The sequence below is a fragment of the Pseudomonas zeae genome (assembly GCF_014268485.2).
GTDB classification, from domain to species: domain Bacteria; phylum Pseudomonadota; class Gammaproteobacteria; order Pseudomonadales; family Pseudomonadaceae; genus Aquipseudomonas; species Aquipseudomonas neuropathica.
Window position 1 is genome coordinate 6,091,242 of record NZ_CP077090.1, and the last position, 23,922, is coordinate 6,115,163.

General features: G+C 61.2%; 21 protein-coding genes. 13 read left to right on the plus strand and 8 right to left on the minus strand.

Features of this window, described 5'->3' with window-relative positions:
• Positions 1 to 58: 58 nt before the first annotated feature.
• From ribBA to nrdR, 4 genes are read right to left on the minus strand one after another with little or no spacing between them, the layout of a single operon-like run.
• The gene (gene ribBA / locus HU754_RS26810; protein WP_039761895.1) at positions 59 to 1,150 is read right to left on the minus strand and encodes a bifunctional 3,4-dihydroxy-2-butanone-4-phosphate synthase/GTP cyclohydrolase II; all 1,092 of its coding nucleotides are present in this window, start codon (positions 1,148 to 1,150) and stop codon (positions 59 to 61) included.
• Positions 1,151 to 1,166: 16 nt separating this feature from the next.
• Positions 1,167 to 1,829, minus strand: a complete 663-nt coding sequence (locus HU754_RS26815) for a riboflavin synthase (RefSeq protein ID WP_093434480.1) — start codon at positions 1,827 to 1,829, stop codon at positions 1,167 to 1,169.
• Between the two features lie 47 nt (positions 1,830 to 1,876).
• Positions 1,877 to 3,010: a bifunctional diaminohydroxyphosphoribosylaminopyrimidine deaminase/5-amino-6-(5-phosphoribosylamino)uracil reductase RibD gene (gene ribD / locus HU754_RS26820; RefSeq protein WP_186621747.1), complete on the minus strand. Its 1,134-nt coding sequence runs from the start codon at positions 3,008 to 3,010 to the stop codon at positions 1,877 to 1,879.
• On the minus strand, positions 3,007 to 3,471 hold the full coding sequence (gene nrdR / locus HU754_RS26825; RefSeq protein WP_007910946.1) for a transcriptional regulator NrdR: 465 nt from the start codon (positions 3,469 to 3,471) through the stop codon (positions 3,007 to 3,009). The genes ribD and nrdR overlap by 4 nt, the downstream gene beginning before the upstream one ends.
• 128 nt (positions 3,472 to 3,599) lie before the next feature.
• Between nrdR and HU754_RS26830 the strand changes: the two genes are divergently transcribed.
• The 3 genes from HU754_RS26830 to trxA all read left to right on the plus strand — a co-directional run bounded on the left by HU754_RS26830 (position 3,600) and on the right by trxA (position 5,748).
• On the plus strand, positions 3,600 to 4,064 hold the full coding sequence (locus HU754_RS26830; protein WP_186621745.1) for a YbaY family lipoprotein: 465 nt from the start codon (positions 3,600 to 3,602) through the stop codon (positions 4,062 to 4,064).
• Positions 4,061 to 4,714 carry a class I SAM-dependent methyltransferase gene (locus tag HU754_RS26835; protein WP_186621744.1) on the plus strand — a complete coding sequence of 218 codons (654 nt, stop codon included), beginning with the start codon at positions 4,061 to 4,063 and terminating at the stop codon, positions 4,712 to 4,714. Before HU754_RS26830 ends, HU754_RS26835 begins: the two co-directional genes overlap by 4 nt.
• A 161-nt stretch (positions 4,715 to 4,875) precedes the next feature.
• Entirely contained in the window at positions 4,876 to 5,748 is an 873-nt protein-coding gene (trxA, locus tag HU754_RS26840) for a thioredoxin (RefSeq protein WP_186621741.1), read from the plus strand.
• Between the two features lie 88 nt (positions 5,749 to 5,836).
• On the opposite strand, the gene HU754_RS26845 is transcribed toward trxA, so the two are convergent.
• Positions 5,837 to 6,196 carry a hypothetical protein gene (locus tag HU754_RS26845; RefSeq protein ID WP_099757297.1) on the minus strand — a complete coding sequence of 120 codons (360 nt, stop codon included), beginning with the start codon at positions 6,194 to 6,196 and terminating at the stop codon, positions 5,837 to 5,839.
• A gap of 135 nt (positions 6,197 to 6,331) precedes the next feature.
• Between HU754_RS26845 and HU754_RS26850 the strand changes: the two genes are divergently transcribed.
• The 5 genes from HU754_RS26850 to HU754_RS26870 all read left to right on the plus strand — a co-directional run bounded on the left by HU754_RS26850 (position 6,332) and on the right by HU754_RS26870 (position 10,493).
• Entirely contained in the window at positions 6,332 to 6,925 is a 594-nt protein-coding gene (locus tag HU754_RS26850) for a DUF2796 domain-containing protein (RefSeq protein WP_186621739.1), read from the plus strand.
• Between the two features lie 139 nt (positions 6,926 to 7,064).
• Positions 7,065 to 7,775 (plus strand): ABC transporter ATP-binding protein, encoded by a 711-nt coding sequence (locus HU754_RS26855; RefSeq protein ID WP_016984101.1) that lies wholly within the window; start codon positions 7,065 to 7,067, stop codon positions 7,773 to 7,775.
• A gap of 1 nt (position 7,776) precedes the next feature.
• The gene (locus tag HU754_RS26860) at positions 7,777 to 9,042 is read left to right on the plus strand and encodes an ABC transporter permease (protein ID WP_093434459.1); all 1,266 of its coding nucleotides are present in this window, start codon (positions 7,777 to 7,779) and stop codon (positions 9,040 to 9,042) included.
• An 11-nt stretch (positions 9,043 to 9,053) separates the two neighbouring features.
• Positions 9,054 to 9,572 carry a DUF3299 domain-containing protein gene (locus HU754_RS26865; RefSeq protein WP_093434953.1) on the plus strand — a complete coding sequence of 173 codons (519 nt, stop codon included), beginning with the start codon at positions 9,054 to 9,056 and terminating at the stop codon, positions 9,570 to 9,572.
• 222 nt (positions 9,573 to 9,794) lie between these two features.
• Entirely contained in the window at positions 9,795 to 10,493 is a 699-nt protein-coding gene (locus HU754_RS26870; RefSeq protein ID WP_007910962.1) for an OmpW/AlkL family protein, read from the plus strand.
• A 381-nt stretch (positions 10,494 to 10,874) separates the two neighbouring features.
• Here the strand turns inward: HU754_RS26870 and HU754_RS26875 are convergent, their stop codons facing one another.
• Entirely contained in the window at positions 10,875 to 11,807 is a 933-nt protein-coding gene (locus tag HU754_RS26875) for an NAD-dependent epimerase/dehydratase family protein (RefSeq protein ID WP_186621731.1), read from the minus strand.
• Positions 11,800 to 12,684, minus strand: coding sequence for a sugar nucleotide-binding protein (locus tag HU754_RS26880; RefSeq protein ID WP_049802170.1), 885 nt, complete (start codon positions 12,682 to 12,684; stop codon positions 11,800 to 11,802). Before HU754_RS26880 ends, HU754_RS26875 begins: the two co-directional genes overlap by 8 nt.
• 278 nt (positions 12,685 to 12,962) lie before the next feature.
• Here HU754_RS26880 and HU754_RS26885 point away from each other — a divergent pair, with 278 nt between their 5' ends.
• Positions 12,963 to 17,249 (plus strand): DEAD/DEAH box helicase, encoded by a 4,287-nt coding sequence (locus HU754_RS26885; RefSeq protein WP_186621730.1) that lies wholly within the window; start codon positions 12,963 to 12,965, stop codon positions 17,247 to 17,249.
• Between the two features lie 115 nt (positions 17,250 to 17,364).
• On the opposite strand, the gene HU754_RS26890 is transcribed toward HU754_RS26885, so the two are convergent.
• Positions 17,365 to 19,458 (minus strand): mechanosensitive ion channel family protein, encoded by a 2,094-nt coding sequence (locus HU754_RS26890; RefSeq protein WP_186621728.1) that lies wholly within the window; start codon positions 19,456 to 19,458, stop codon positions 17,365 to 17,367.
• 412 nt (positions 19,459 to 19,870) lie between these two features.
• Here HU754_RS26890 and HU754_RS26895 point away from each other — a divergent pair, with 412 nt between their 5' ends.
• Genes HU754_RS26895 through HU754_RS26910 form a run of 4 tightly spaced genes read left to right on the plus strand, consistent with a single transcriptional unit; the run spans position 19,871 to position 23,845 of the window.
• The gene (locus HU754_RS26895) at positions 19,871 to 20,797 is read left to right on the plus strand and encodes a DUF72 domain-containing protein (protein ID WP_186621726.1); all 927 of its coding nucleotides are present in this window, start codon (positions 19,871 to 19,873) and stop codon (positions 20,795 to 20,797) included.
• On the plus strand, positions 20,794 to 21,591 hold the full coding sequence (locus HU754_RS26900; RefSeq protein ID WP_093434443.1) for an endonuclease/exonuclease/phosphatase family protein: 798 nt from the start codon (positions 20,794 to 20,796) through the stop codon (positions 21,589 to 21,591). The genes HU754_RS26895 and HU754_RS26900 overlap by 4 nt, the downstream gene beginning before the upstream one ends.
• Positions 21,588 to 22,862, plus strand: coding sequence for a cardiolipin synthase ClsB (clsB, locus tag HU754_RS26905; protein WP_099757301.1), 1,275 nt, complete (start codon positions 21,588 to 21,590; stop codon positions 22,860 to 22,862). The genes HU754_RS26900 and clsB overlap by 4 nt, the downstream gene beginning before the upstream one ends.
• Entirely contained in the window at positions 22,859 to 23,845 is a 987-nt protein-coding gene (locus HU754_RS26910) for a lysylphosphatidylglycerol synthase domain-containing protein (protein WP_186621724.1), read from the plus strand. Before clsB ends, HU754_RS26910 begins: the two co-directional genes overlap by 4 nt.
• The last annotated feature ends 77 nt before the right edge of the window (positions 23,846 to 23,922 follow it).

Sequence of the window (23,922 nt, forward strand, 5' to 3'; positions counted from 1 at the left end):
GCTACGCGTCCCTCAGTGATTTATTTGCCGCGAATCGGAGACCGGAAACAACCGGTCATTATTCGGAGGGCACGTATTCTACAACTTCCAGATCGAAACCGGATATCGCATTAAATTTCATTGGCGCAGACATCAAACGCATTTTGCGCACACCGAGGTCACGCAGAATCTGCGAACCGGCACCGACGATGCTGTAAGTGGTCGGTTTTTTCGGCGCTGCCTGCTCACCCGTTTCACGGATATGTGCCAGCAGCACATCGCCATCGAGCGGGTGACCAAGCAACAACACGACACCGCTGCCCGCCTCGGCGACCGCAGCCATGGCGGCGCGCAGGCTCCAACGGCCCGGTTGTTTGACCATCAGCAGGTCGCGCAGCGGATCCATGTTGTGCACCCGAACCAGAGTCGGCTCTTCGGCGCAAACAGTGCCCAGCGTAAGGGCCATGTGCACATCGCCTTCCACCGAATCACGATAGGTCACCAGGTTGAATTGACCCAGTTCGCTGTCCAGTGGCTGCTCGGCAATCCGCTGAACGGTACGTTCGTGGATCATCCGGTAGTGAATCAGGTCGGCGATGGTGCCGATCTTGATGTTGTGCTCAGCAGCGAACGCTTCCAGTTCAGCGCGACGGGACATGGTGCCGTCGTCGTTCATCACTTCGCAGATCACACCACTTGGCTCGAAACCGGCCATGCGCGCGAGGTCGCAAGCCGCTTCGGTGTGGCCGGCACGAGCGAGGGTGCCGCCGGCCTGGGCCATCAGCGGGAAAATGTGGCCCGGGCTGACGATGTCTTCAGCCTTGGCGTCTTTGGCGGCCGCCGCTTGCACGGTGCGCGCACGGTCGGCGGCGGAAATGCCAGTGGTTACGCCTTCGGCGGCTTCGATCGACACGGTGAACTTGGTGCCGAAACCGGAACCGTTGCGCGGCGCCATCAGCGGCAGCTTCAACAGTTCGCAGCGCTCGCGGCTCATCGGCATGCAGATCAAACCACGGGCATGTTTGGCCATGAAGTTGATGTGCTCGGCCTGGCAGCATTCGGCGGCCATGATCAGGTCGCCTTCGTTCTCGCGGTCTTCGTCATCCATGAGGATGACCATCTTGCCTTGGCGGATGTCTTCAACCAGTTCTTCGATGCTATTGAGCGCCACAAGGCACCCCCTTCAGTCAGGATTTGAGGTAGCCGTTGGCGGCCAGAAAGCTTTCGGTGATGCCACCAGCGCTCGGCTCTGCGGCCTTGTCGCCGAGGAGCAGACGCTCCAGATACCGTGCCAGCAAGTCAACTTCCAGATTCACCCGGCGACCTGGCTTGTACGACGCCATGATGGTTTCACTCAGGGTGTGCGGAATGATCGTCAGCATGAACTCGGCGCCATCGACGGCGTTCACGGTCAGGCTGGTGCCGTCGACAGTGATCGAGCCTTTATGGGCGATGTACTTGGCCAGTTCCTTCGGCGCGCGAATGCGAAATTCCACGGCGCGGGCATTGTCGCTGCGCGAGACGATTTCGCCGACACCGTCGACGTGGCCGCTGACCAGATGCCCGCCGAGACGGGTGGTCGGGGTCAGGGCTTTTTCCAGATTGACCGGGCTGCCGCTTTTCAGGTCGTTCATGGCGGTACAGTCGAGGGTTTCACGGCTGACGTCGGCGGCAAAGCCGTCGCCCGGCAGCTCAACAGCGGTCAGGCAGACGCCGTTGACCGCGATGCTGTCGCCGAGTTTGACGTCGCTCAGGTCGAGCTTGCCGGTGGCGACGTGGACCCGCACATCACCGCCCTTTGGGGTCAATGCGCGGATACTGCCGATGGATTCGATGATGCCGGTAAACATGGGGTTCTCCTTGAGAACTGGGCCAGCGCTAACGCGATGGCCGGGAATTATACGCTCGCCGAAAGGACAGGGATGGCAGTGACTCGCCAGTCATCGCCCACCGCGCGAATTTCAGTGATTTTCAGCTCCGGCGCATCCTTAATATAAGCCAGCGGCCAGTCCAGCAGCGGCCGCGCCGAAGAACCGAGGAACTTGCCGGCGATGAAGATCACGAATTCGTCGACCAGACCGAGCTGAGCAAAGGCACCGGCCAAGCGTGGGCCAGCCTCGACCAGCACTTCGTTGGTGCCTCGCTTGGCCAGTTCGATCAGCAATTGATGCAGATCGACCTGACCGTCATCACCCGGCACGATCAGGCATTCGGGGCCATGCGCGTATTGCTCTTCGATCGCGACACAGGTGGCGACCAATGCCGGGCCAGCCTTGAAGAACGGCGCATCCAGCGGCACCCGCAGGCGCCCGTCGATCAGCACGCGCAGCGGCGGTCGGCTCATGGCCAGCGCGGTTTGCTCGGCATCCAGACCCAACTCGTCGGCACGCACGGTCAAACGCGCGCCATCAGCCAGCACGGTATCGGCGCCGGTCAGCACCACGGCGGCCTGAGCGCGCAAACGCTGAACGGCCGAACGTGCGGCCGGGCCGGTGATCCATTGGCTCTCGCCGCTTTCCATGGCCGTGCGCCCGTCGAGGCTCATAGCCAACTTGACCCGCACGAACGGCAAGCCGTGCTCCATGCGTTTCAGAAAACCTTGATTGAGCTGGCGCGCCTCGGCTTCGAGCACGCCGCTTTCGGTAGCAATGCCGGCATCGGCCAGGCGCTGCAGACCACGTCCGGCGACTTGCGGGTTCGGATCGCGCATCGCTGCCACCACCCGGGCAACCCCGGCATTCACCAGTGCTTCGGCACACGGCGGCGTGCGGCCATGGTGGCTGCACGGTTCCAGCGTCACATAAGCGGTCGCGCCCCGGGCCAATTCACCGGCGGCGCGCAGGGCGTGGACTTCGGCGTGCGGTTCGCCGGCGCGCTCATGCCAGCCTTCGCCGACGATCTGCCCATCACGCACCACCACGCAGCCGACCCGAGGATTGGGATGGGTGGTGTAATGACCTTTGCGCGCCAGTTCCAGCGCGCGAGCCATGAAGTGAGCGTCGAGGATGGCCTGCTCGCCGGCGCTGGTCATTCTTTCACCGGTTCGCGGGCGAGGCGGTCGATCTCTTCGCGGAATTCATTGAGGTCCTGGAAGCGTTTGTACACCGAGGCGAAGCGGATGTAGGCGACTTCATCAAGCTTTTGCAACTCAGCCATCACCAGTTCGCCGACCACGAGGGATTTGACCTCGCGCTCGCCGGTGGCGCGCAGCTTGTGCTTGATGTGAACCAGGGAGGATTCGAGGCGCTCGACGCTCACCGGACGTTTCTCCAGGGCGCGTTGCATGCCGGCGCGGAGTTTTTCTTCGTCGAACGGTTGGCGGCTGCCGTCGGTTTTGATCAGGCGCGGCAACACCAGTTCGGCCGTCTCGAACGTCGTGAAACGCTCGCCGCAGGCCAGGCATTCACGCCGGCGGCGCACCTGTTCGCCCTCGGCGACCAGACGCGAGTCGATGACCTTGGTGTCGTTGGCACCGCAGAAGGGACAGTGCATGGTGGCTGGCAACAAAAAAAGGGAGGGCCATGGTAGCGCATCCCGGTGGCAAGACAAGCCATAGGCTTTGCGGTATACAGAACGGCATGATCGTTTGATCCATGGATTTCATTTTGCTGGAGCATCCAATGCCGTTACGTCCGCTCGTTTTGCTCAGTCTTTTCAGCCTGCTGGTGGCCTGTGGCAGCGATGCACCCAAGCCCCAGCTGCCAGCACCGGGACCTGCGCCGCAGCAAGCGCAGAAAAAAGCCAAAGAGGCTGCCGAACTTGGCCCGCTGCCGGCTTATCAACGGGAATTGAGCGGCACCCTGCAAGGCGTGCCGGCCGGTGCCGAAGTCGAACTGGCGCTGCTGGTGATCGACGAAAAGGATCGCCCGCAACAATTGCTCGCCAGTTCCAGCCTGATCGGCAACAACCAGATCCTGCCGTTCCGCCTGCGCTTCAACCCGGACGCGTTCCCGGCCGGCGCGCGGGTTGAGCTGCGCGGGCGCGCCAGCCAGTCTGGCCAGTTGATTCTGCATCTGCCGTCGCAAACCATCAGCCAGCCGACCACCCAGGCGCTGGGCCAACTGCAATTTGTCAAAGCACCATGAATGCACCGCTCGACCTGCAACAGGCGTTAGGTGAACTGCTCGGCGACGCCAGACTTAAAGTCTGTGCGTTGCCGGACACTGATTTACAGCTATGGCTGATCGATGGCGACAACATGGATCGTGAATTCAGCCAGGAAGAAATTCAGCGAATTCTGCACGAGCCACCGTACTGGGGTTTCTGCTGGGCCAGCGGTCTGGCGGTGGCGCGTTATCTGGCGGAATTTCCCGAGTGGGTGCGCGGCAAGCGTGTGCTGGATTTCGGCGCTGGTTCCGGGATTGCCGGGATCGCGGCGGCGAAGGCCGGGGCGCTGGAGGTGGTGGCGTGCGATCTCGATCCTCTGGCGATTTCCGCGTGTCGGGCGAATGCCGAGCTGAATGATGTACAGATGAGTTATTCGACGGATTTCTTTGCCGAAGCGGATCGGTTTGATCTGATTCTGGTGGCGGACGTGTTGTACGACCGGGCGAACTTGCCGTTGCTCGATGCGTTTTTAAGTCGTGGCCGTGAAGCGCTGGTGGCGGATTCGCGGGTTCGGGATTTTAGGCATCCATTGTATGAGCGCATTGAAATGCTTGAGGCGATGACCTTGCCCGATCTGGCGGAGCCGGAAGAATTCAGACATGTCAGCCTCTACCATGCGCGGCGCTAGCTAAAAGCTTCGCGAGCAGACTCGCTCCCACCTTTGGAATGCGTTTCCCTGTGGGAGCGAGCCTGCTCGCGAAGGCGTCCTGCCAGACAACACATCTCTGCCTTCCGGCCCCCCCCGCCAAGCCGTATAGTTGCCCCATCCACGCTTTGACGAGAACCCCCATGAGTCAGCAAACGCCATACATCTTCGACGCCACGACGGCCGATTTCGACCAGTCGGTGATCGAGGCCTCTTTCAACAAACCGGTGCTGGTGGATTTCTGGGCCGAATGGTGTGCGCCATGCAAGGCGTTGATGCCGATGCTGCAGGGCATTGCCGAGAGCTATCAGGGTGAATTGCTGCTGGCCAAGGTCAACTGCGACATCGAGCAGGACATCGTCGCCCGCTTCGGTATTCGCAGCCTGCCGACCGTGGTGCTGTTCAAGGACGGTCAGCCGGTCGACGGCTTTGCCGGTGCACAACCGGAATCCGCCGTGCGCGCCCTGCTTGAGCCGCACGTGCAGATGCCACCACCGGCCGCAGCCGATCCGTTCGAGCAGGCTCAGGCGTTGTTCGATGACGGTCGTTACGCCGATGCCGAAGCGGCGCTGGTGCTGATGCTCACTGAGGACAACACAAACGCCAAGGCGTTGATCCTCTACGCGCGTTGCCTGACCGAGCGCGGCGAACTGGACGAAGCGCAAACCGTACTGGATGCGGTCAAGAGTGATGAGCACAAGGCTGCACTGGCCGGAGCCAAGGCACAGATCAAGTTCCTCGGTCTGGCGCGTGACTTGCCGGATGCTGCCGACCTGAAAGCGCGACTGGCGAAAGATCCGCAGGACGATGAAGCGGTGTATCAACTGGCGATCCAGCAACTGGCGCGTCAGCAGTACGAAGCGGCGCTGGATGCTTTGCTCAAGCTGTTCGTCCGCAACCGCAACTATGCCGAAGGCCTGCCGCACAAGACCTTGCTGCAGGTGTTCGAGCTGCTGGGCAATGATCATCCGTTGGTGACGATGTACCGCCGCAAAATGTTTGCTGCGCTTTATTAAGATCAAAAGATCGCAGCCTGCGGCAGCTCCTACATTGGGATCGTGTACACCCTTGTAGGAGATGCCGCTGGCTGCGATCTTTTGCGGTTCACTCGATCCAGCTGTAGAGCGGCGTATCCCCGCCGCTCACCACTTTCACGTCCGCACTGTGGCGCAGGCGCACCAACAAGCGTTTGCCCGCCACCGCGCTGCCGGTCAGCCCTTCCAGTTGATCAAGCAGATCCGGACCGCTGAGCTGCCCGGCCTTGCGCAACAGATCCTTGGCCAACTGCCACAAGGCATCGTCCTGATTCAGCGGTTTCGCCGCCGGGGCGGACGCGACCGCCTCAGATTGAGCAACCGGCGCCTGCCCATTCAGTGCCGAACCGAGCTTCGCCCAGTCCCCGTCATCCAGCTCCACCGTCAAATCCACCGGCACGTCGCCGACGGTTCCGCGTATCCGCAACATTGAGTTCGCTCCTGCACTTTTCTGACCTGCATGCTCCCACGGGACTTGTGCAACGCCAAGCGCACGGGCAAACTCTGCGAACTTTCGTTATAAGATTACATAACAAACTCTTCACTTTACTTCCCGGAGACCGTCATGCGTCGTCTGCTGCTCGCTTTGCCGTTTGCCCTGTTGCCGCTGACCATCGCCCATGCTGCCGATGAGCACGATCACGACCATGAACACGGCAGCCTCGGTGCGCATGAACATGGTGTTGGCCGTCTGAATGCCGCGCTCGATGGCCAGACCCTTGAGCTGGAGCTGGAAAGCCCGGCGATGAACCTCGTTGGTTTCGAACACGTTGCGACCACGGACGCCGACAAGGCCAAAGTCGCTGCCGCCCGTGCGCAACTGGAAAAGCCGCTGACCCTGTTCAGCCTGCCCCCTGCTGCCGGTTGCAAAGTGGTCAGTCAGGAACTGGAAAGTCCGTTGTTCGGCGACAAGCCGGATACCGATGACCATGACGACGATGAAGCGGACAAGGACGGTCACGAGCATCACCACGACCACAGCGAAATCCACGCGCATTACCAATTCAACTGCGCCACACCGGGTGCGTTGAAGACCCTGGACCTAGCTAACGTCTTCAATACCTTCCCGGCGACGCAGAAAATTCAGGTACAACTGATCAGCGCCAGCGGCCAGCAAGGTACCGAAGTGACGGCCAAGGCTGCCTCGCTGAAATTCTGATAACACCGAAAATCCCCTGTGGGAGCGAGCCTGCTCGCGAAAGCGGTGCATCAGTCGACATCGAGGTTGACTGTCAGATTGCATTCGCGAGCAGGCTCGCTCCCACAAGGGTTCAGTGTCCAACCATGAAACTGGTGCCATGACCCAAGCACTCATCGAACTGTCCGACCTGGGCTTCAACTGGCCCGGTCATCCGCCGCTGCTGGACATTCCGGCGTTTCGTCTGGAAGCCGGTGAAACCCTGTTCCTCAAAGGCCCCAGCGGCAGCGGCAAGACCACCCTGCTCGGTCTGCTCGGCGGCGTGCAGAAACCCGGTCGCGGCAGCATTCGCTTGCTCGGCCAGGAGCTGACCGAACTCTCCGCCGGCGCTCGCGACACCTTCCGCGTCGATCACACCGGCTACATTTTCCAGCAGTTCAACCTGCTGCCGTTTCTTTCGGTACGCGAGAACGTTGAACTGCCGTGTCACTTTTCCAAGCTGCGCGCGCAACGGGCGAAACAGCGCCACGGCAGCGTCGATCAAGCCGCCGCCACCCTGCTCGCCCACCTCGGCTTAAAGGATGAAAGCATCCTCAGCCGTCGCGCTGACTCACTGTCAATCGGTCAGCAACAACGGGTCGCTGCCGCGCGTGCCTTGATCGGTCAGCCTGAGCTGGTGATCGCCGACGAACCGACCTCGGCACTGGATTACGACGCCCGGGAAAACTTCATCCGCCTGCTGTTCGCCGAATGCCGCGAGGCCGGATCGAGTCTGCTGTTCGTCAGCCACGACCAGAGCCTGGCGCCGCTGTTCGACCGTCACCTGTCCCTGGCCGAACTCAATCGCGCCGCCACGTCTGCCGAGGTCTGAGATGTATCTGTTTCGTCTGGCCATGGCCAGCCTGGCCAACCGCCGCTTCACCGCTTTGCTCACGGCTTTTGCCATCGCCCTCTCGGTGTGTCTGTTGCTCGCCGTTGAGCGGGTGCGCACCGAGGCCAAAGCCAGTTTCGCCAGTACTATCAGCGGCACCGACCTCATCGTTGGTGCCCGTTCCGGCTCGGTGAACCTGTTGCTGTACTCGGTGTTCCGCATCGGCAACGCCACCAACAACATCCGCTGGGACAGCTTCGAACACTTCGCCAGCAACCCGAAAGTGAAGTGGGCGATCCCGATGTCCCTCGGCGACTCCCATCGTGGCTACCGGGTGATGGGCACTACCGAAGCCTACTTCGAGCATTACCAGTACGGTCGCCAGCAGCATCTGCAACTGGCGGACGGTCGTGCGTTTGCCACCGATCCTTTTGAAGTGGTGCTCGGTGCGGAAGTGGCCGATGCGCTGCATTACAAGCTCGGTGACAAACTGGTGCTGGCCCACGGCGTGGCCGCGATCAGTCTGGTCAAGCACGACGACAAACCGTTCACCGTGGTCGGCATTCTCAAGCGCACCGGCACCCCGGTCGATCGCACATTGCACATCAGCCTCGGCGGCATGGAGGCGATTCATATCGACTGGCACAACGGTGTTCCGGCGCGTGGCAATGGGCGGATCACAGCGGATCAGGCGCGCAACATGGACCTGACGCCGCAAGCGATCACCGCATTCATGCTCGGCCTCAACAGCAAGATTTCCACCTTCGCCCTGCAACGCGAGATCAACGAATTCCGTGGCGAGCCGATGCTGGCGATTCTGCCGGGTGTAGCCTTGCAGGAGTTGTGGAGCCTGATGAGCACCGCTGAAAAAGCGCTGTTCGTGGTCTCGTTGTTTGTGGTGTTGACCGGGTTGATCGGCATGCTCACGGCGATTCTCACCAGCCTTAACGAACGGCGTCGCGAGATGGCGATCCTTCGTTCGGTCGGTGCGCGCCCTTGGCATATCGCGAGTCTGCTGGTGCTCGAGGCGTTTGCACTGGCGCTGACCGGGGTGATTGCCGGGGTGGCGTTGTTGTACATCGGCATCGCCGCCGCGCAGGGTTATGTACAGGCCAATTACGGTTTGTATCTGCCGCTGGCGTGGCCGAGCGAGTATGAATGGACGCTGCTCGGTGGCATTCTGGCGGCCGCGCTGCTGATGGGCAGCGTGCCGGCCTGGCGCGCTTATCGCCAATCCTTGGCCGATGGCCTGTCGATCCGTTTATGAGGATGTTCACCATGCCCCGCGCTGCACTCGCGCTGCTGTTGCTGATCGCCCTGCCCGTGTGGGCAGCGGCGCCGAAAGACCTGACGTGGTCGGAAATGATTCCGCCGGACGCCGCGCCGGAAGTGCCGAACATGACCCCGCTGCACGACATGTCGAAGATGAGTGACGCGCTTTCCGCCGAGTCGGCGCCAGCGGCCAAGCAGGACCTGCCGAACGCGCCGGTGGTGAAGTCCCTCGACGGTCAGAACATTCGTTTGCCGGGTTATATCGTGCCGCTGGAAGTCAATGAAGAAGGACGCACCACGGACTTTTTGCTGGTGCCGTATTTCGGCGCCTGCATCCACGTGCCGCCACCGCCGTCGAACCAGATTGTGCATGTGAAAAGCGAGTTGGGCGTGAAGCTTGATGAGCTGTATCAACCGTACTGGGTCGAGGGACCGTTGCAGGTCAAGGCGTCGAGCAGCGAACTGGCAGATGCCGGGTATCAGATGGATGCGGACAAGATTTATGTGTATGAACTGCCGGAGTAGACCCCGGTAGTTTTGTATTGGCTGATCTATCGTCTTCGCGAGCAGGCTCGCTCCCACAGGAAATCACATTCCAGGGTGGGAGCGAGCCTGCTCGCGAAGAGGCCGGCAAAGTTCCACAGGAACCCGCCCCTTCACTGTTTCATTGAGCTGAGTCAAAAGACCGTATCAGTTGGCTTCGTACCATAGGACATCAGACATTTCTAACGTCCTTTCGGAGCCCCCATGAACAAGTCCTTGCTCAGCGCTTCGCTGTTTGCCCTCGCGCTCGCAGCCCCGCTCGCCCACGCCCACGAAGCCGGTGACATCCTCATCCGCGCCGGTGCGATCACCGTCAACCCGAAGGCCGACAGCTCCAGCGTCAAGGTCGATCAGGGTCCGTTGAGCGGCACCAATCTGGGCGGCAAAGCGACCATGAGCAGCGACACTCAATTGGGTCTGAACTTCGCCTACATGCTTACCGATCACGTCGGCCTCGAGTTGCTCGCGGCCACGCCTTTCGAGCATGACGTCAAGCTCAAGGGTACTGCCCTGCCAGCGGCCAACGGCAAGCTCGGCACCCTGAAACACCTGCCGCCGACCCTCAGCGTCGTCTACTACCCGCTGGATTCGAAGTCGCCGTTCCAGCCGTATGTCGGTGGCGGTATCAACTACACCTGGATCTATGACGAACACGTCGGCAGCGAAGCCAGTGCTAACGGTTTCAGCAACTTCAAGGCGAAAAACTCCTGGGGCCTGGCCTGGCAGGTCGGTGCCGACTACATGCTGACCGACAACATCATGCTCAACGCCCAAGTGCGTTACATCGACATCGACACCCGCGCCACCGTCGAAAACAACGCCGTTGCGCCGGGCACTCGCGCACGGGTGAATGTGGATGTGGATCCGTTCATCTACATGGTCGGTTTGGGCTATAAGTTCTAAGTCGATTGACCGAACGTTCACGTGGTGGTGAATGAGGCTTGGTGGTGAGCAGGCATAGAACTGACGGCGACCGTACGCAGTTGATCGGGGGATAACATCCCCTTGCCACAGGAGTAGCGACATATTCCGGCCGTGAAAAAGGCGCCTGTCAAAGGGCGCCTTTTTCATGTCTGCCTGGAATGCGTGGTGAGTTTGTGATCTATCCCCCTCACCCCAGCCCTCTCCCTCAGGGAGAGGGGGAAAGGGAGCCGATTTGTGTGCTTTTCAAATTCGAGTTCGACTCGATATTTCAGGTCGATGTATCTCGCACAAACACCTCGGTCAGCCCCCTCTCCCCCCGGGAGAGGGTTAGGCGGGCGGCGTTCCGATGAGGGGCTCTTTTCAGGCACGCCCCAACAACCGCGCCAAACCCACGCTCATCGGCGTCTGCGACGGCAACTTGAAGCGCTCCAGCAAACGCGCATTGTTCGCCCGCGAATGACGGATATCACCTGAACGCGCCGGGCCATAGCTGATCGGCGGCAGTTCACCGACCACCGCTTGCAGGGCTTCAAGCATTTGCTTGAGGCTCATCGCCTGATTCCATCCAACGTTCACCGGACCGACTTCCACCTCAGGTTTTTCGATGCCCTGTACCAGCAAATCGACCAGGTCTTCGACATAGAGGAAATCGCGCGTTTGCTCACCGTCACCGAACACGGTAATCGGCAAGCCTTTCTGTGCGCGTTCGCTGAAGATGCTGATCACTCCGGAGTACGGCGAGGACGGATCCTGACGTGGGCCGAAGATATTGAAGAAGCGGAAAATCACCGGCTCCAGGCCATGCTGGCGGCGATAGAAATCGAAATAATGTTCGCCCGCCAGCTTGTCCGAAGCGTAAGGCGTCAATGGGGCTTTGGGCGTTTCTTCATCAATCGACTCGCCCTCGCCATTGTTGCCGTACACCGCCGCACTGGAGGCATACAACACGCGCTTGACCCCGGCCAGACGCATGGCTTCGCAGACATTCAGCGTGCCAATGAAGTTGCTCTGGTGAGTTTTCACCGGATCGTCCACCGAGGCCTGCACCGACGCCACGGCCGCCAGGTGAGCGACTGCGCTGCAGCCTTGCATGGCTCTGGCCACCAGCGTCGCATCGGCGACATCGCCGACAATCAGCTCAACCTTGGAGTTATCCAGCGGCAGGTTGCTGCGCTTGCCGGTCGACAGATCGTCGAGAATGCGCACCGAATGCCCCTTGGCAAGCAAGGCGTCGGTCAGGTGCGAGCCAATGAATCCGGCTCCGCCGGTGATTAAAACAGTCCCTTCAGCCATGACGGTAGAACCTATCCAGTAAGCCCGGGAGTGCGGCGCGCCAGGCGCGCGGTTTGATCCCGAAAGTGTGCAGAATTTTCTTGCAGGCCAGCACCGCGTGTTGCGGCTCTTCGGCAGCGTCCGGTCGCGCGGCGTGAGCCTGGGCGGTTGGTGCTTCGATCGCTAGGGCGTGCAGGCTGCGCGCTTCGGTCAGAATCGCCTGGCCCAGCGCCAGCGGTGTGGTCGCTTCGTGGCCGGCGTAGTGGTAAGTGCCCCACAGCGGCGCGGCGCAATCGAGTTGTTTGAGCACCGAAATGATCACTCGCGCGGCATCGTCGACCGGGGTCGGATTGCCACGGCGGTCATCGGCCAGCAGCAACTCTTCCGGTTGTTCGGCGCGGGCGAGGAAGCGCCCCAGAGTGCCGTCCGGGCTGTCATCGAGCAACCAGCCAAATCGTAGCAAAACGTGTTGCGGGCAAGTGGCGCGCACACTTTGTTCAATTCGCCACAACGCCTGACCGCGCAAACCCAGTGGCACCGGTTCGTCTTTTTCGCTGTACGCCGTGGCACGCGAACCGTCGAACACCCGATAACTGGAGGGCTGCACGAGGACGATGTTGTGGTGCTGGCACAGTTCGGCCAGACGCTCGATCGCACGTTCCTGCCCGGCCATGCGGCTTTCGCTGACGGTTTCGGCCTGGAACCAGTCGAAATAGTAGGCGAGATTGATCAATGCATCGGGACGGGTGTCGTCGAGCAATTGGGTCAGGCTCGCGGCATCCCAGCCGTTTTCGGGCGGGCGGGGGGCGAGGAAACCGATGTCTTCCTCTGCACCGAGGCGAATCAGCGCCTGCCCAAGGGCATTTCCGCCGCCCAGTAACATAAGGCGCATTCGCATAGAGTCAGCAGGCCCAGTCTGATTGGAACGATGGCTTTAGCGACGGCTCTTGTGAAACCGTCGTCGATAATTGCCGGAATCGTTGCATTTTGCGGGTTTAGTGCGCAACCGTCATCCGTAAAGTGTACATCCCGGATATTTGTAGCGCTTCGACTGGCGCCATCGCGAGCAGGCTCACTCCTACAATTGAAATGCATTCCCCTGTAGGAGTGAGCCTGCTCGCGATGAGGCCCGAACGGTACTTGCATCTTCCCCCCTGCGCCCGCATAACTTAAGCCATGAATCTGCCCATCCCCACGGACGCGGCCCTGGCAGGCTTTCACCCCGCCGTCAGTGCCTGGTTCAGCAACACATTCGCGACGGTCACCGCCGCTCAGGCCCGCGCATGGCCGTTGATCCGCCAGCGCCGTTCGACGCTGATCGCTGCGCCCACCGGCTCCGGCAAAACCCTCACTGCGTTTCTGGCCGTGCTCGACGACCTCGTCCACCGAGGTCTTGAAGATCCCGACGGCCTGCCCGACGAAACCCTGGTGGTCTACGTCTCGCCACTGAAGGCGCTTTCCAACGACATTCGCATCAACCTGCAAAACCCATTGGCGGGGATCACCCAACACCTGCGGCAGATGAATCTGCCTGGGCTGGCAATCACCACCGCCGTGCGCACTGGCGACACCTCGCAAAAAGAACGCGCGGCCATGCGCAAGACCGCGCCGCACATTCTGGTGACCACCCCGGAATCGCTCTACGTGCTGCTCGGTTCGGAATCGGGACGAAAAATGCTCGGCACCACGCGCACGGTGATCATCGATGAAATCCACGCGATGGCCGCAGGCAAGCGCGGCAGTCATCTGGCCCTCAGTCTTGAGCGACTGCAGGCGCTGTGCGGCGAACCGCTGACCCGCATCGGCCTGTCGGCCACGCAGAAACCGGTCGAAGCCGTGGCGCAGTTTCTCGTCGGCCATGAGCGCCCCTGCGAAATCATCGACATCGGCCATGCGCGGCCACGGGATCTGGGCATCGAAGTGCCGCCCGTGCCGTTGTCGGCAGTGATGGCCAACGATGTCTGGGAATTGGTCTACGACCGCCTCGCCGAACTCGCTCGCGAGCACCGCACCACGCTGATTTTCGTCAACACCCGGCGCCTGGCCGAACGCCTGAGCCGGCACCTCAGCGAACGCCTGGGCAAACACGCCGTAGCCGCGCACCACGGTAGCCTGGCCAAGGAGTTTCGCCTCGACGCCGAACAACGACTCAAGCGCGGCGAACTGCAGGTATTGATCGCTACCGCCTCGCTGGAACTGGGCATCGATATCGGCGAAGTCGATCTGGTCTGCCAGATTGCCTCACCGCGCTCTATCGCCGGTTTTCTGCAACGTGTTGGCCGCTCCGGGCACCAAGTGGGCGGCACACCCAAGGGCCGTTTGTTCGCCACCACCCGCGACGACTTGATCGAATGCACCGCCCTGCTCGACTGCGTGCGCCGAGGCGAACTCGACACCCTGCACATCCCGGTCGCGCCGCTGGATGTTTTGGCGCAGCAGATCATCGCCGAAGTCAGTTGTCAGGAATGGCCGGAGGACGCCTTGCTGGCGATGTTCCGCCGCGCCTCGCCCTACCGCGACCTCGACGAAAAACACTATCAAGCCCTGCTGAGCATGCTCGCTGAAGGCTACAACGGTCGCCAGGGCATCCGCAGCGCCTACCTGCACCGCGACGCCGTCAGCCGCACCTTGCGTGGCCGTCGCGGTTCACAACTGACCGCCGTGACCAGCGGCGGCACCATTCCCGATAACGCCGACTACAGCGTCATGCTCGAGCCGCATGGCCTGAACATCGGCAGCGTCAACGAAGACTTCGCGGTGGAAAGTATTGCCGGCGACGTGTTCCAGCTCGGCAACACCTCCTATCGCATCCTGCGCGTGGAAACCGGCAAGGTCCGCGTCGAGGATGCCCACGGCCAGCCGCCGACCATTCCGTTCTGGCTCGGCGAAGCGCCGGGACGCAGCGATGAATTGTCATCGGCTGTCGCACGTCTGCAAGCACAACTCGATGAACTGCTCAGCGCCAGCCCCGGCAATCTGCAACCGGCACTCGACTGGCTGACACAGACCCTCGGCCTCAACCGCGCCAGCGCCGAACAATTGGTCGAATACCTCGCCCGCGCCCGGCAGACCCTCGGCGCCCTGCCCTCGCAAGACACGCTGCTGATGGAGCGTTTTTTCGACGAATCCGGCGGCACGCAATTGATCATCCATTCGCCGTTCGGCAGCCGCATCAACCGCGCCTGGGGCCTGGCCCTGCGCAAGCGTTTCTGCCGCACCTTCAACTTCGAATTGCAGGCCGCCGCCAGCGAAGACGCGATCGTCCTGTCGCTGTCCACCAGCCACAGCTTCGAACTCGATGACGTCTGGCGTTACCTGCACAGCAACAGCGCCGAGCACATCCTAATTCAAGCCGTACTCGATGCGCCGCTGTTCGGTGTGCGCTGGCGCTGGAATGCCGGGGTGGCACTGGCATTGCCGCGCTTTACCGGCGGGCGCAAAGTTGCGCCGCAGTTGCAGCGGATGAAAAGCGAAGACCTGATCGCCAGCGTGTTTCCCGATCAGATCGCCTGCCTGGAAAACCTTGCTGGCGAGCGCGAGATTCCCGAACACCCCTTGATTGAGCAAACTCTCGACGATTGCCTGCACGAGGCGATGGACAGCGAGGGCTGGCTCAATCTGCTACGGCGCATGGAGCGTGGCGACGTGCGCTTGATCAGCCGAGACTTGCCGGCGCCATCGCCGCTCGCCGCAGAAATTCTCAGTGCGCGGCCGTACACCTTTCTCGACGATGCACCGCTGGAAGAACGGCGCACTCAAGCGGTAATCAACCGGCGCTGGAGCGATCCGCAATCGACCGATGACCTCGGTGCGCTGGATGCGGACGCGATTGCCGCCGTGCATGAAGAGGCGTGGCCGACGCCGAACGCTGTGGATGAAATGCATGAGGCGCTGATGAGCCTGGCGTGCATCAGCGATGAGGAAGTGCAAACGAACGAAGGCTGGCGTGCATGGCTGGAAAATCTGGCCAGCAGTGGTCGCGCCTGCCGTCTACAGATCGATGCCGAGCATGGCTTGTGGCTGGCCCGCGAACGCCTGACGTGTCTGCAAGCGCTTTATCCACAGGCCAAATTGCAAGCCGAACTGGAGGCGCTGCCGGGATTCGATGAGGCGTGGACGTTCGATGAAGCGCTGGTCGAAGTGATCCGCGCACGCCTCGGTGCCTTCGGACCGCTGCCGTTATCCGCGATTGCCGAACCGCTCGCGTTGCAGGCCACTGAAGTCCATCAAGCCCTTGCCCAACTGGAGCGCGAAGGTTACGTGCTACGCGGCCAGTTCACGCCCAAGGTCAACATTGAGGAATGGTGCGAACGGCATCTGCTCGCGCGCATTCATCGCTACACGGTCAAGCGCCTGCGCCGGGAAATCGAACCGGTCGCGCTGCAGGATTTCATGCGGTTTCTGTTCGACTGGCAGCATCTGTCGCCCACAACTCGCGGTCAGGGCAGCGCCGTGTTGCCAGCGATTGTCGGCCAGTTCGAAGGCTACCCGGCGGCCGCTTCGGCGTGGGACAGCGACATTCTTCCGGCCCGCCTCAAAGACTACTCACCGAGCTGGCTGGATGATTTGTGCCGCAACGGCAAACTGGTGTGGACGCGCCTCAGTGCCCGGCAGAAAGTCAGCGGCACGGCGTTGCGCAGCACGCCGATCGTGTTGCTGCCGCGCAGTCAGGTCGGCCTGTGGAGTGCGCTGGCCGAACAGACGCCGGTGAGCGAACTTTCGCCGAAAACCCAGAAGGTTTTTGAAGCCTTGAGTCAACACGGCGCGCTGTTTTTTGACGAGCTGAGTCATGAAGCGCACCTGCTGCGCACCGAGCTGGAAATCGCCTTGCAGGAGCTGGTTGGCGCCGGTCTGGTGAACGCCGACAGCTTCGCCGGCCTGCGCGCCTTGATCACCCCGCCGAGCAAACGCCAGCAGCGCAGCAGTCGTCGCGGGCGCGGGGCGTTTGTCGGTGGAATGGATGATGCCGGGCGCTGGGCGTTGCTGCGGCGCGGAACGGCTGTGGATAACAGCGAAACCCTGGAACATGTCGCGATGACATTGTTGCGCCGTTATGGCGTGGTGTTCTGGCGCTTGCTGGAGCGTGAGGCGGACTGGTTGCCGAGCTGGCGCGAATTGCTGCGCACGTTTCATCGGCTGGAAGCACGGGGCGAGATTCGCGGTGGACGATTTGTCAGTGGTTTGGCGGGGGAACAGTTTGCCTTGCCCGAGGCGATTCCATTGTTGCGCGAAGTGCGGCGGCGGCCGCATGACGGCAGTCTGGTCGCGGTGTGCGGGGTCGATCCATTGAACCTGGCCGGGACGTTGTTGCCAGGCACGAAAGTGCCGGCGCTGGTGAGTAATCGGTTGGTCTATCGGGATGGGATTCCAGCGGCGGCGGAGATTGCCGGAAAGCAGCAGTTTTGGCTGGAGCTGGATCAGATCGATATGGAGCAGGTGCGCGGCAAGCTGATCCGGCATTGAGGTTGGCGGGTCTGGCGCCATCGCGAGCAGGCTCACTCCTACATTTGGAATGCGTTCCCCTGTAGGAGTGAGCCTGCTCGCGATAGCGCTGGCATTCCCACCAAAAATCCACCCGTTAAGTCCGCGATTCCTGCGGCACCTCGCTCACCACCACCGCCCCTTCCTGCTGCCGCTTCGGCAACAAAACCTGCTGTGGATAAGTCTGCGCGAAATGCACCACCGGGCTGTTATCCACAAGCTTCTTCAAACGCTGATTGAACGCCCGGCTCACCGCATACTGCCCACCGGATACCGTGCGGAACTGCGCCGTCAGCACCACGCCGTTCAAATCCATCTTGTCCACACCAAACACATCCAGCGGCCCTTGCAGGTTGTACTTGAGGAACGGGTCTTCACGGATCGAATCGCCGGTCTCGCGGATCAACTCGATGGCCTTATCCACGTCCGTGTCGTAGGTGAACTGCACCGAGAAAAACGCAAAGGCAAACTGCCGCGATTGGTTGGTCACTGCTTTGATCTGACCAAACGGCACCGAGTGCACAAAGCCCTTGCCGTCACGCAGACGCAGGGTGCGAATGGTCAGCCCTTCGACGGTGCCGGCATGTCCGGAATCAAGCACCACCCAATCGCCAATCGACAGTGTGTCTTCGATGATGATGAACAGCCCGGTGATCACGTCCTGCACCAGTTGCTGCGAACCGAAACCGATGGCCAGACCGACCACTCCGGCACCGGCCAGCAGTGGCGCAACGTTGATCCCCAGATTGGCCATAGTGGTGATTGCGCAGATCACCACGAGGATGATTTTGATCGCGTTGCGCAGCAGCGGCAGGATGGTTTTCACCCGTGTGCTCGGCTGGCGCGCCGCGCGTTTGCTGAGTGGCGGTTTCAGCGCTTCCTGAATCGCTGTGTCGAGTACCACCCACAGCAACCAAGTGACCAGGAAGATCAGGCCAATGCTGCTCAGCGCGTTACTGATGGCTCGTCCAACCGTGCTGCTCTGAGCGAAATCGAGCAGCGACACGCCCCAGATCCGCCCGAGGATATCGATGAACGCGATGGCGATGACAATCCGCAGCAAAGCGTGCAACAGGCTGAGAAAACGCTCCTTGTAGGCACTGCTGCGCTGGATTGCCTCAGCCTTTCGTGACTTGAACAGATGCTGCAGGATCGTACTGAGGAACACCGTGCCGATCAGCAACACCGTGGTGAACAACGCGCAACGCAGGGCCTTCTGATTGTCCTCGCCGATGCCAATCAGATTCACTGCCGAGACCAGCACCATCAGCACGATTGGCCAGTACCACAGTCCCGAGAAAATCCGCAGCGACTCCTGCAACGACGGTTGTTTCAGGCGTTGGCTCAGCGAACGATTGCGGATCAAATGCGCCACCGGGCGGCGCAGTCGAATCACCAGCAAACCAAAAATGATCGAGGCGATCAGCCCGGTGAACACCGCGATACTGCTGGTGATGTTGCCGCCCAGTTGCCGGGCAATCTGCGGACTGGTCAGCGCATCGCTGAGGGCGGCTAGGAAGCCGATCAGGAACAGCGGCCGCGGGCAATAATCACGAATGATCCGCGCCGCCGGACGTTTATGGCCAACGTTGAACATCACCACCACGCACAGCAACATCGAGGTGGAAAAGATGCCGCTGCTGGTGGCGTAGGCCAGACACAGCGCCAGCGCGCGGCCGACCGAAGCTTGCAGAAAATGGCTGACGTACAGAGTCAGCGGCAGGCAGATCAGCGCCGGCACGGTGTACGGCAGCAAGTAACCAATCAGATCCTGACTGCGCTGGCGGGTGCGCAACCAGCGGCCCTCGCGCAGACGCTTGGCCATCAAACTGCCGAGCACGGTCAACAACGCGAAACTGCCAAGCCAAACGCCCGACAGCGTGAGGAAGTCCCCGGCGACGCTCCAGCCCGAGCGGTTCGAGGGTTGGTTGACCAGTTTGTCGACTTCATCGGCGGCGCGATCGGCGCGCAGGCGCCAGGCATCGACCAGGTGTTCGTTGAGATCGAGCTTGTCCTGGACGTCGTCGATGCTGGAACTGATTGCACCGAGCAGACCGCCCTGCACTATTGGCTCGGGTTTGGCCGGCTCTTCGGCGGCGGCCGGGATGCCCGGCAACGCGGCGGCGTCGATTTCACTGGCGCCGAGAAACAACAGTGCTCCCAGCAGAATGGCGATCCTGAACTTGCCCAAAACTCCGATCTCCCTTGGCTGAACCTGTAAGGAACTGATCGGTAATTGCACAGCAAGTTCAAGAGCACCCTCACCCCAGCCCTCCCGAAACGTCGGACCGCCCATAGGGAGAGGGAGCCGACCGAGTTGAATACAAGAATTACATCGACCTGAAAGTCCGGAGTCGAATTCAAGTTCTGGAAACCATAAAGACCAGCTCCCTTACCCCTTGTGAGGCGAACTCAAATCCCGAGAACCCTGAAGATCAGCTCCCTTCCCCCTCGCCCCCTCTGGGGGAGAGGGTTGGGGTGAGGGGGAACGCTTTTGATCCTCGACTTGGACGTGACCGTCCGTAACGCCATCGAAACTTTCCCGAACCGCCCGCAGTCATCAAAGGATACCGGCAACACGAGGACTTTCGACGGAGGGCGGCATGGCAACGATCCACATCGGTATTTCCGGCTGGCGCTACGCACCGTGGCGCGGGGATTTCTACCCCAAAGGACTGGCGCAGAAACGCGAATTGCAGTTCGCTTCGCGGGCGGTCAACAGCATCGAAATCAATGGATCGTTCTACGCCCTGCAACGGCCCGAACGCTATGCACAGTGGTACGCCGAAACGCCGGACGACTTCGTTTTCAGCGTCAAGGCGCCGCGCTTCATCACCCACATCCGCCGCTTGCGCGAGATCGAAAAGCCTCTGGCCAATTTCTTCGCCTCGGGGGTACTGGAGCTCAAGGAAAAGCTCGGGCCGATCCTTTGGCAGTTCCCGCCGAACTTCAAATTCGAGCCTGAGCGCTTTGAACATTTCCTCGCGCTACTGCCCCACGATACCGAAGCCGCCGCCACCCTCGCCCATCAGCACGACTCCCACCTGCATGGCCACGCCAGCATGAAAGCCTGGCGCAAAAAGCCACTGCGCCATGCCGTGGAAATCCGCAACGATAGCTTCCTCGATCCCGACTTTGTGCGTTTGTTGAAACGCCACAACACCGCACTGGTGATCGCCGACACCGCCAATAAATGGCCGTACCGCGAAGACCTCACCAGCGACTTTGTCTACCTGCGCCTGCACGGCGCCGAAGAACTTTATGCCAGTGGCTACACCGCACCGGCACTCAAGCGCTGGGCCGAGCGCATCGACGCCTGGCACCACGGCGAGCAACCCAAAGATGCTCATCTGATCGCGCCACGCTTGAAGCCACGCGCACGCAAATCCCGAGAGGTATTCTGCTATTTCGATAACGACATCAAAGTCCGCGCACCGTATGACGCTCGCGAGTTGCTGCACCGTTTCGAACTGGATAAAGACCTCGCCACCACCCCCGGCGAACCCGCTGGCGAAGGAGTGTTGGCATGAGCATTCCGGAACCGGTCGGTTTTACAGACGAAGGCTCGGTAGTCGCGCCATCGGTACGCACGTTCACCGTGCTGACGGTCAATACCCACAAGGGTTTCACCGCCCTCAACCGGCGTTTCATCCTGCCGGAGTTGCGCGAAGCGGTGCGCAGCGTCGCCGCCGACGTGGTGTTTCTGCAGGAAGTCCATGGCACCCACGAACAGCACCCCAAGCGCTACAACAATTGGCCGACGATGCCGCAATACGAATTCCTCGCCGACAGCCTCTGGCCGCAGTTCGCCTATGGGCGCAACGCGGTGTACCCGGAGGGCGATCACGGCAACGCGCTGCTGTCGAAATTCCAGATCATTCGCCACGACAACCTCGACGTATCGATCAGCGGCCATGAGAACCGTGGCCTGCTGCATTGCGTGCTGCGCCTGCCCGGTGACGGCACCGAAGTGCATGCGATCTGCGTGCATCTGGGCCTGCGCGAGAGTCATCGCAACGCCCAGCTGGACTTGCTCATGCAACGCTTGGCGGAGTTGCCCGACGACGCACCAGTGATCGTCGCTGGCGATTTCAACGACTGGCGCCAGCGCGCCGATGCGCAGCTCAAACCCTGCGGCCTGCGCGAAGTATTCGCCGAGCACCAGGGCAAACCGGCGCGCAGCTTTCCCGCGCGCCTGCCGACACTGCGGCTCGACCGTATTTACGTGCGCAACCTCAAGGCCAGCCAGCCGAAAGTCCTGGCGAACCGGCCCTGGTCGCACCTTTCCGACCACGTTCCTTTATCGGTAGAGATCGAACTATGAGCAGTGCGCCGCTGGAGAAATCCGCCGTGGAACCGATCGCCATCAACCCGCCGATACGCGAGCCCGGCCATGTTGATGTCGAGTACAGCTGGCAGGGCAACAATCGCGTTGAGTTGCTGGAGAACGGCGAGGAGTATTTCCCGCGAGTGTTCGACGCGATGCGCGCGGCGAAGAGTGAAATCCTCCTTGAGACGTTTATCGTTTTCGAAGACAAGGTCGGTGCCGAGTTGCAGGAGATTCTGATCGACGCCGCGCGACGAGGCGTGCGCACCACCGTGAGCTTCGACGGCTTCGGTTGCGGCGAGTTGAGCACCGGTTATCTCACCGCACTGAGCGAAGCCGGCGTGCACCTGCAAATCTTCGATCCGGCACCGAAACGCCTGGGCATCCGCACCAACTGGTTCCGCCGCTTGCACCGCAAGATCGTGGTGGTCGACGGCCTGGTCGCGTTTATTGGCGGGATCAACTTTTCCGGCGATCACTTGGCCGATTTTGGCCCCGAAGCCAAGCAGGATTACTCGGTGCAAGTCCAGGGGCCGGTGGTCGCTGACATCCACCACTTTGCCCTGCTGCAAAGCGGTCGCCCCGGACGCGCACGCTTCTGGTGGCAACGCCGGCGCCAGCGCCGCGCGGAAATGGCGTTCAACGATCACGACGGTCAAGTACGCCTGGTATTCCGCGATAACGACCAGCACAACTCCGACATCGAAGACGTGTATCTGCAGGTGCTACGGCGCGCCAAACGCCGGGTCGTGATCGCCAACGCCTACTTCTTCCCCGGTTATCGCCTGTTGCGGGAAATCCGCAATGCGGCACGCCGTGGAGTCGAGGTGCGCCTGATTCTGCAGGGGCAACCGGACATGCTGGTGGCCAAACTGGCGGCGCGCATGACCTACGACTACTTGCTCAAGGCCGGCGTGCAGATCCACGAATATTGCCAGCGCCCGCTGCACGGCAAAGTCGCGCTGGTCGACGAAGAATGGAGCACCGTCGGCTCAAGCAATCTCGATCCGCTGAGTCTGTCGCTGAACCTGGAAGCCAACGTGCTGATCCGCGACCGCGCGTTCAATCAGCATCTGTTCGAGCGTCTTGAAGACCTCAGCCAGAACCACTGCAAAGCCATGGACCCGAGCAAGTCCCCGCGTGGTCGGATCTGGCACATGACCGTGGGTTTTCTGGTGTTCCATTTCTTGCGGCATTTTCCGGCGATGGCCGGTTGGCTGCCGGCGCACAAACCACGGCTCAAGCCATTTCGAGGAAACACGCCATGAGCCATTCCGAAGCGCATTCGAGCGGTCATTCGGCACCAGCGACGCACTCGAAATGGAGTCGCTGGAAACGCCCGTTGAGCCTGCTGTTTTTCCTCGCACTGATCGTCTTGCTGACGCTGTTCGCCACGCGTATCGAATGGGCCGAAGTGCTGCAAACCCTTGCCGACTTCAAGCTGCGCACGCTGATCATCGCCGCCGGCCTGACCCTGCTGAGTTTTCTGGTCTACGCCAGTTTTGACCTGATCGGCCGCACCTACATTCGTCAGGACCTGACCTGGAAACAGATCCTGCCGGTGGGGATCATCAGCTATGCGTTCAACCTCAATCTCAGCGCGTGGGTTGGCGGGATCGCCATGCGCTATCGCCTGTATTCGCGACTGGGGGTTAGCAAAGGCAACATCGCCAAGATCCTCGGGTTGAGCCTGGCGACCAATTGGTTTGGCTACATGACCATTGCCGGCGTGGTGTTCAGCAGCGGATTGGTGACGATGCCGCCGGGCTGGAAAATAAGCAGCAGTGCGCTGCAAGGCATCGGCGTGCTGTTGCTACTGATCAGTGCCGGCTATCTCGCGGCGTGCCAGTTTTCCAAGCGCCGCGAGTGGTCGATTCGCGGGGTGGAAATCAATCTACCGTCGTTGCGCATGGCGGTCCTGCAACTGCTGTTGGGAGCGTTGAACTGGTCGCTGATGGCGGCGGTGATCTTCACGTTGCTGCCGAGCAAACTGGATTATCCGTTGGTGCTGGGGGTGTTGCTGATCAGCGCGATTGCCGGGGTCATCACGCATATTCCGGCGGGCCTTGGGGTGTTGGAAGCGGTGTTTGTGGCGCTGCTGCAACACGAGGCTTCGCGCGGCAGTCTGGTGGCGGGGTTGCTGGCGTATCGGGCGATTTATTTTCTGTTGCCGTTGTTGATTACGGTGGTGATGTATCTGGTGGTTGAGGCCAAGGCCAAGGCGCTTCGGATCGAGAAAAATCCCTCTTGAGTTAGTTTTTGAATTCGAAATCGCTATCGCGAGCAGGCTCACTCCTACAAGTGAACGCATTCCAAAATGTAGGAGTG

Excerpts from the sequence above, each read along its gene's own strand:
- HU754_RS26815 (WP_093434480.1), bottom strand. The coding sequence starts at position 1,829 with ATGTTTACCGGCATCATCGAATCCATCGGCAGTATCCGCGCATTGACC.
- ribD (WP_186621747.1), bottom strand. The coding sequence starts at position 3,010 with ATGACCAGCGCCGGCGAGCAGGCCATCCTCGACGCTCACTTCATGGCT.
- nrdR (WP_007910946.1), bottom strand. The coding sequence starts at position 3,471 with ATGCACTGTCCCTTCTGCGGTGCCAACGACACCAAGGTCATCGACTCG.
- HU754_RS26830 (WP_186621745.1), top strand. The coding sequence starts at position 3,600 with ATGCCGTTACGTCCGCTCGTTTTGCTCAGTCTTTTCAGCCTGCTGGTG.
- HU754_RS26835 (WP_186621744.1), top strand. The coding sequence starts at position 4,061 with ATGAATGCACCGCTCGACCTGCAACAGGCGTTAGGTGAACTGCTCGGC.
- trxA (WP_186621741.1), top strand. The coding sequence starts at position 4,876 with ATGAGTCAGCAAACGCCATACATCTTCGACGCCACGACGGCCGATTTC.
- HU754_RS26845 (WP_099757297.1), bottom strand. The coding sequence starts at position 6,196 with ATGTTGCGGATACGCGGAACCGTCGGCGACGTGCCGGTGGATTTGACG.
- HU754_RS26850 (WP_186621739.1), top strand. The coding sequence starts at position 6,332 with ATGCGTCGTCTGCTGCTCGCTTTGCCGTTTGCCCTGTTGCCGCTGACC.
- HU754_RS26855 (WP_016984101.1), top strand. The coding sequence starts at position 7,065 with ATGACCCAAGCACTCATCGAACTGTCCGACCTGGGCTTCAACTGGCCC.
- HU754_RS26860 (WP_093434459.1), top strand. The coding sequence starts at position 7,777 with ATGTATCTGTTTCGTCTGGCCATGGCCAGCCTGGCCAACCGCCGCTTC.
- HU754_RS26865 (WP_093434953.1), top strand. The coding sequence starts at position 9,054 with ATGCCCCGCGCTGCACTCGCGCTGCTGTTGCTGATCGCCCTGCCCGTG.
- HU754_RS26870 (WP_007910962.1), top strand. The coding sequence starts at position 9,795 with ATGAACAAGTCCTTGCTCAGCGCTTCGCTGTTTGCCCTCGCGCTCGCA.
- HU754_RS26875 (WP_186621731.1), bottom strand. The coding sequence starts at position 11,807 with ATGGCTGAAGGGACTGTTTTAATCACCGGCGGAGCCGGATTCATTGGC.
- HU754_RS26880 (WP_049802170.1), bottom strand. The coding sequence starts at position 12,684 with ATGCGAATGCGCCTTATGTTACTGGGCGGCGGAAATGCCCTTGGGCAG.
- HU754_RS26885 (WP_186621730.1), top strand. The coding sequence starts at position 12,963 with ATGAATCTGCCCATCCCCACGGACGCGGCCCTGGCAGGCTTTCACCCC.
- HU754_RS26895 (WP_186621726.1), top strand. The coding sequence starts at position 19,871 with ATGGCAACGATCCACATCGGTATTTCCGGCTGGCGCTACGCACCGTGG.
- HU754_RS26900 (WP_093434443.1), top strand. The coding sequence starts at position 20,794 with ATGAGCATTCCGGAACCGGTCGGTTTTACAGACGAAGGCTCGGTAGTC.
- clsB (WP_099757301.1), top strand. The coding sequence starts at position 21,588 with ATGAGCAGTGCGCCGCTGGAGAAATCCGCCGTGGAACCGATCGCCATC.
- HU754_RS26910 (WP_186621724.1), top strand. The coding sequence starts at position 22,859 with ATGAGCCATTCCGAAGCGCATTCGAGCGGTCATTCGGCACCAGCGACG.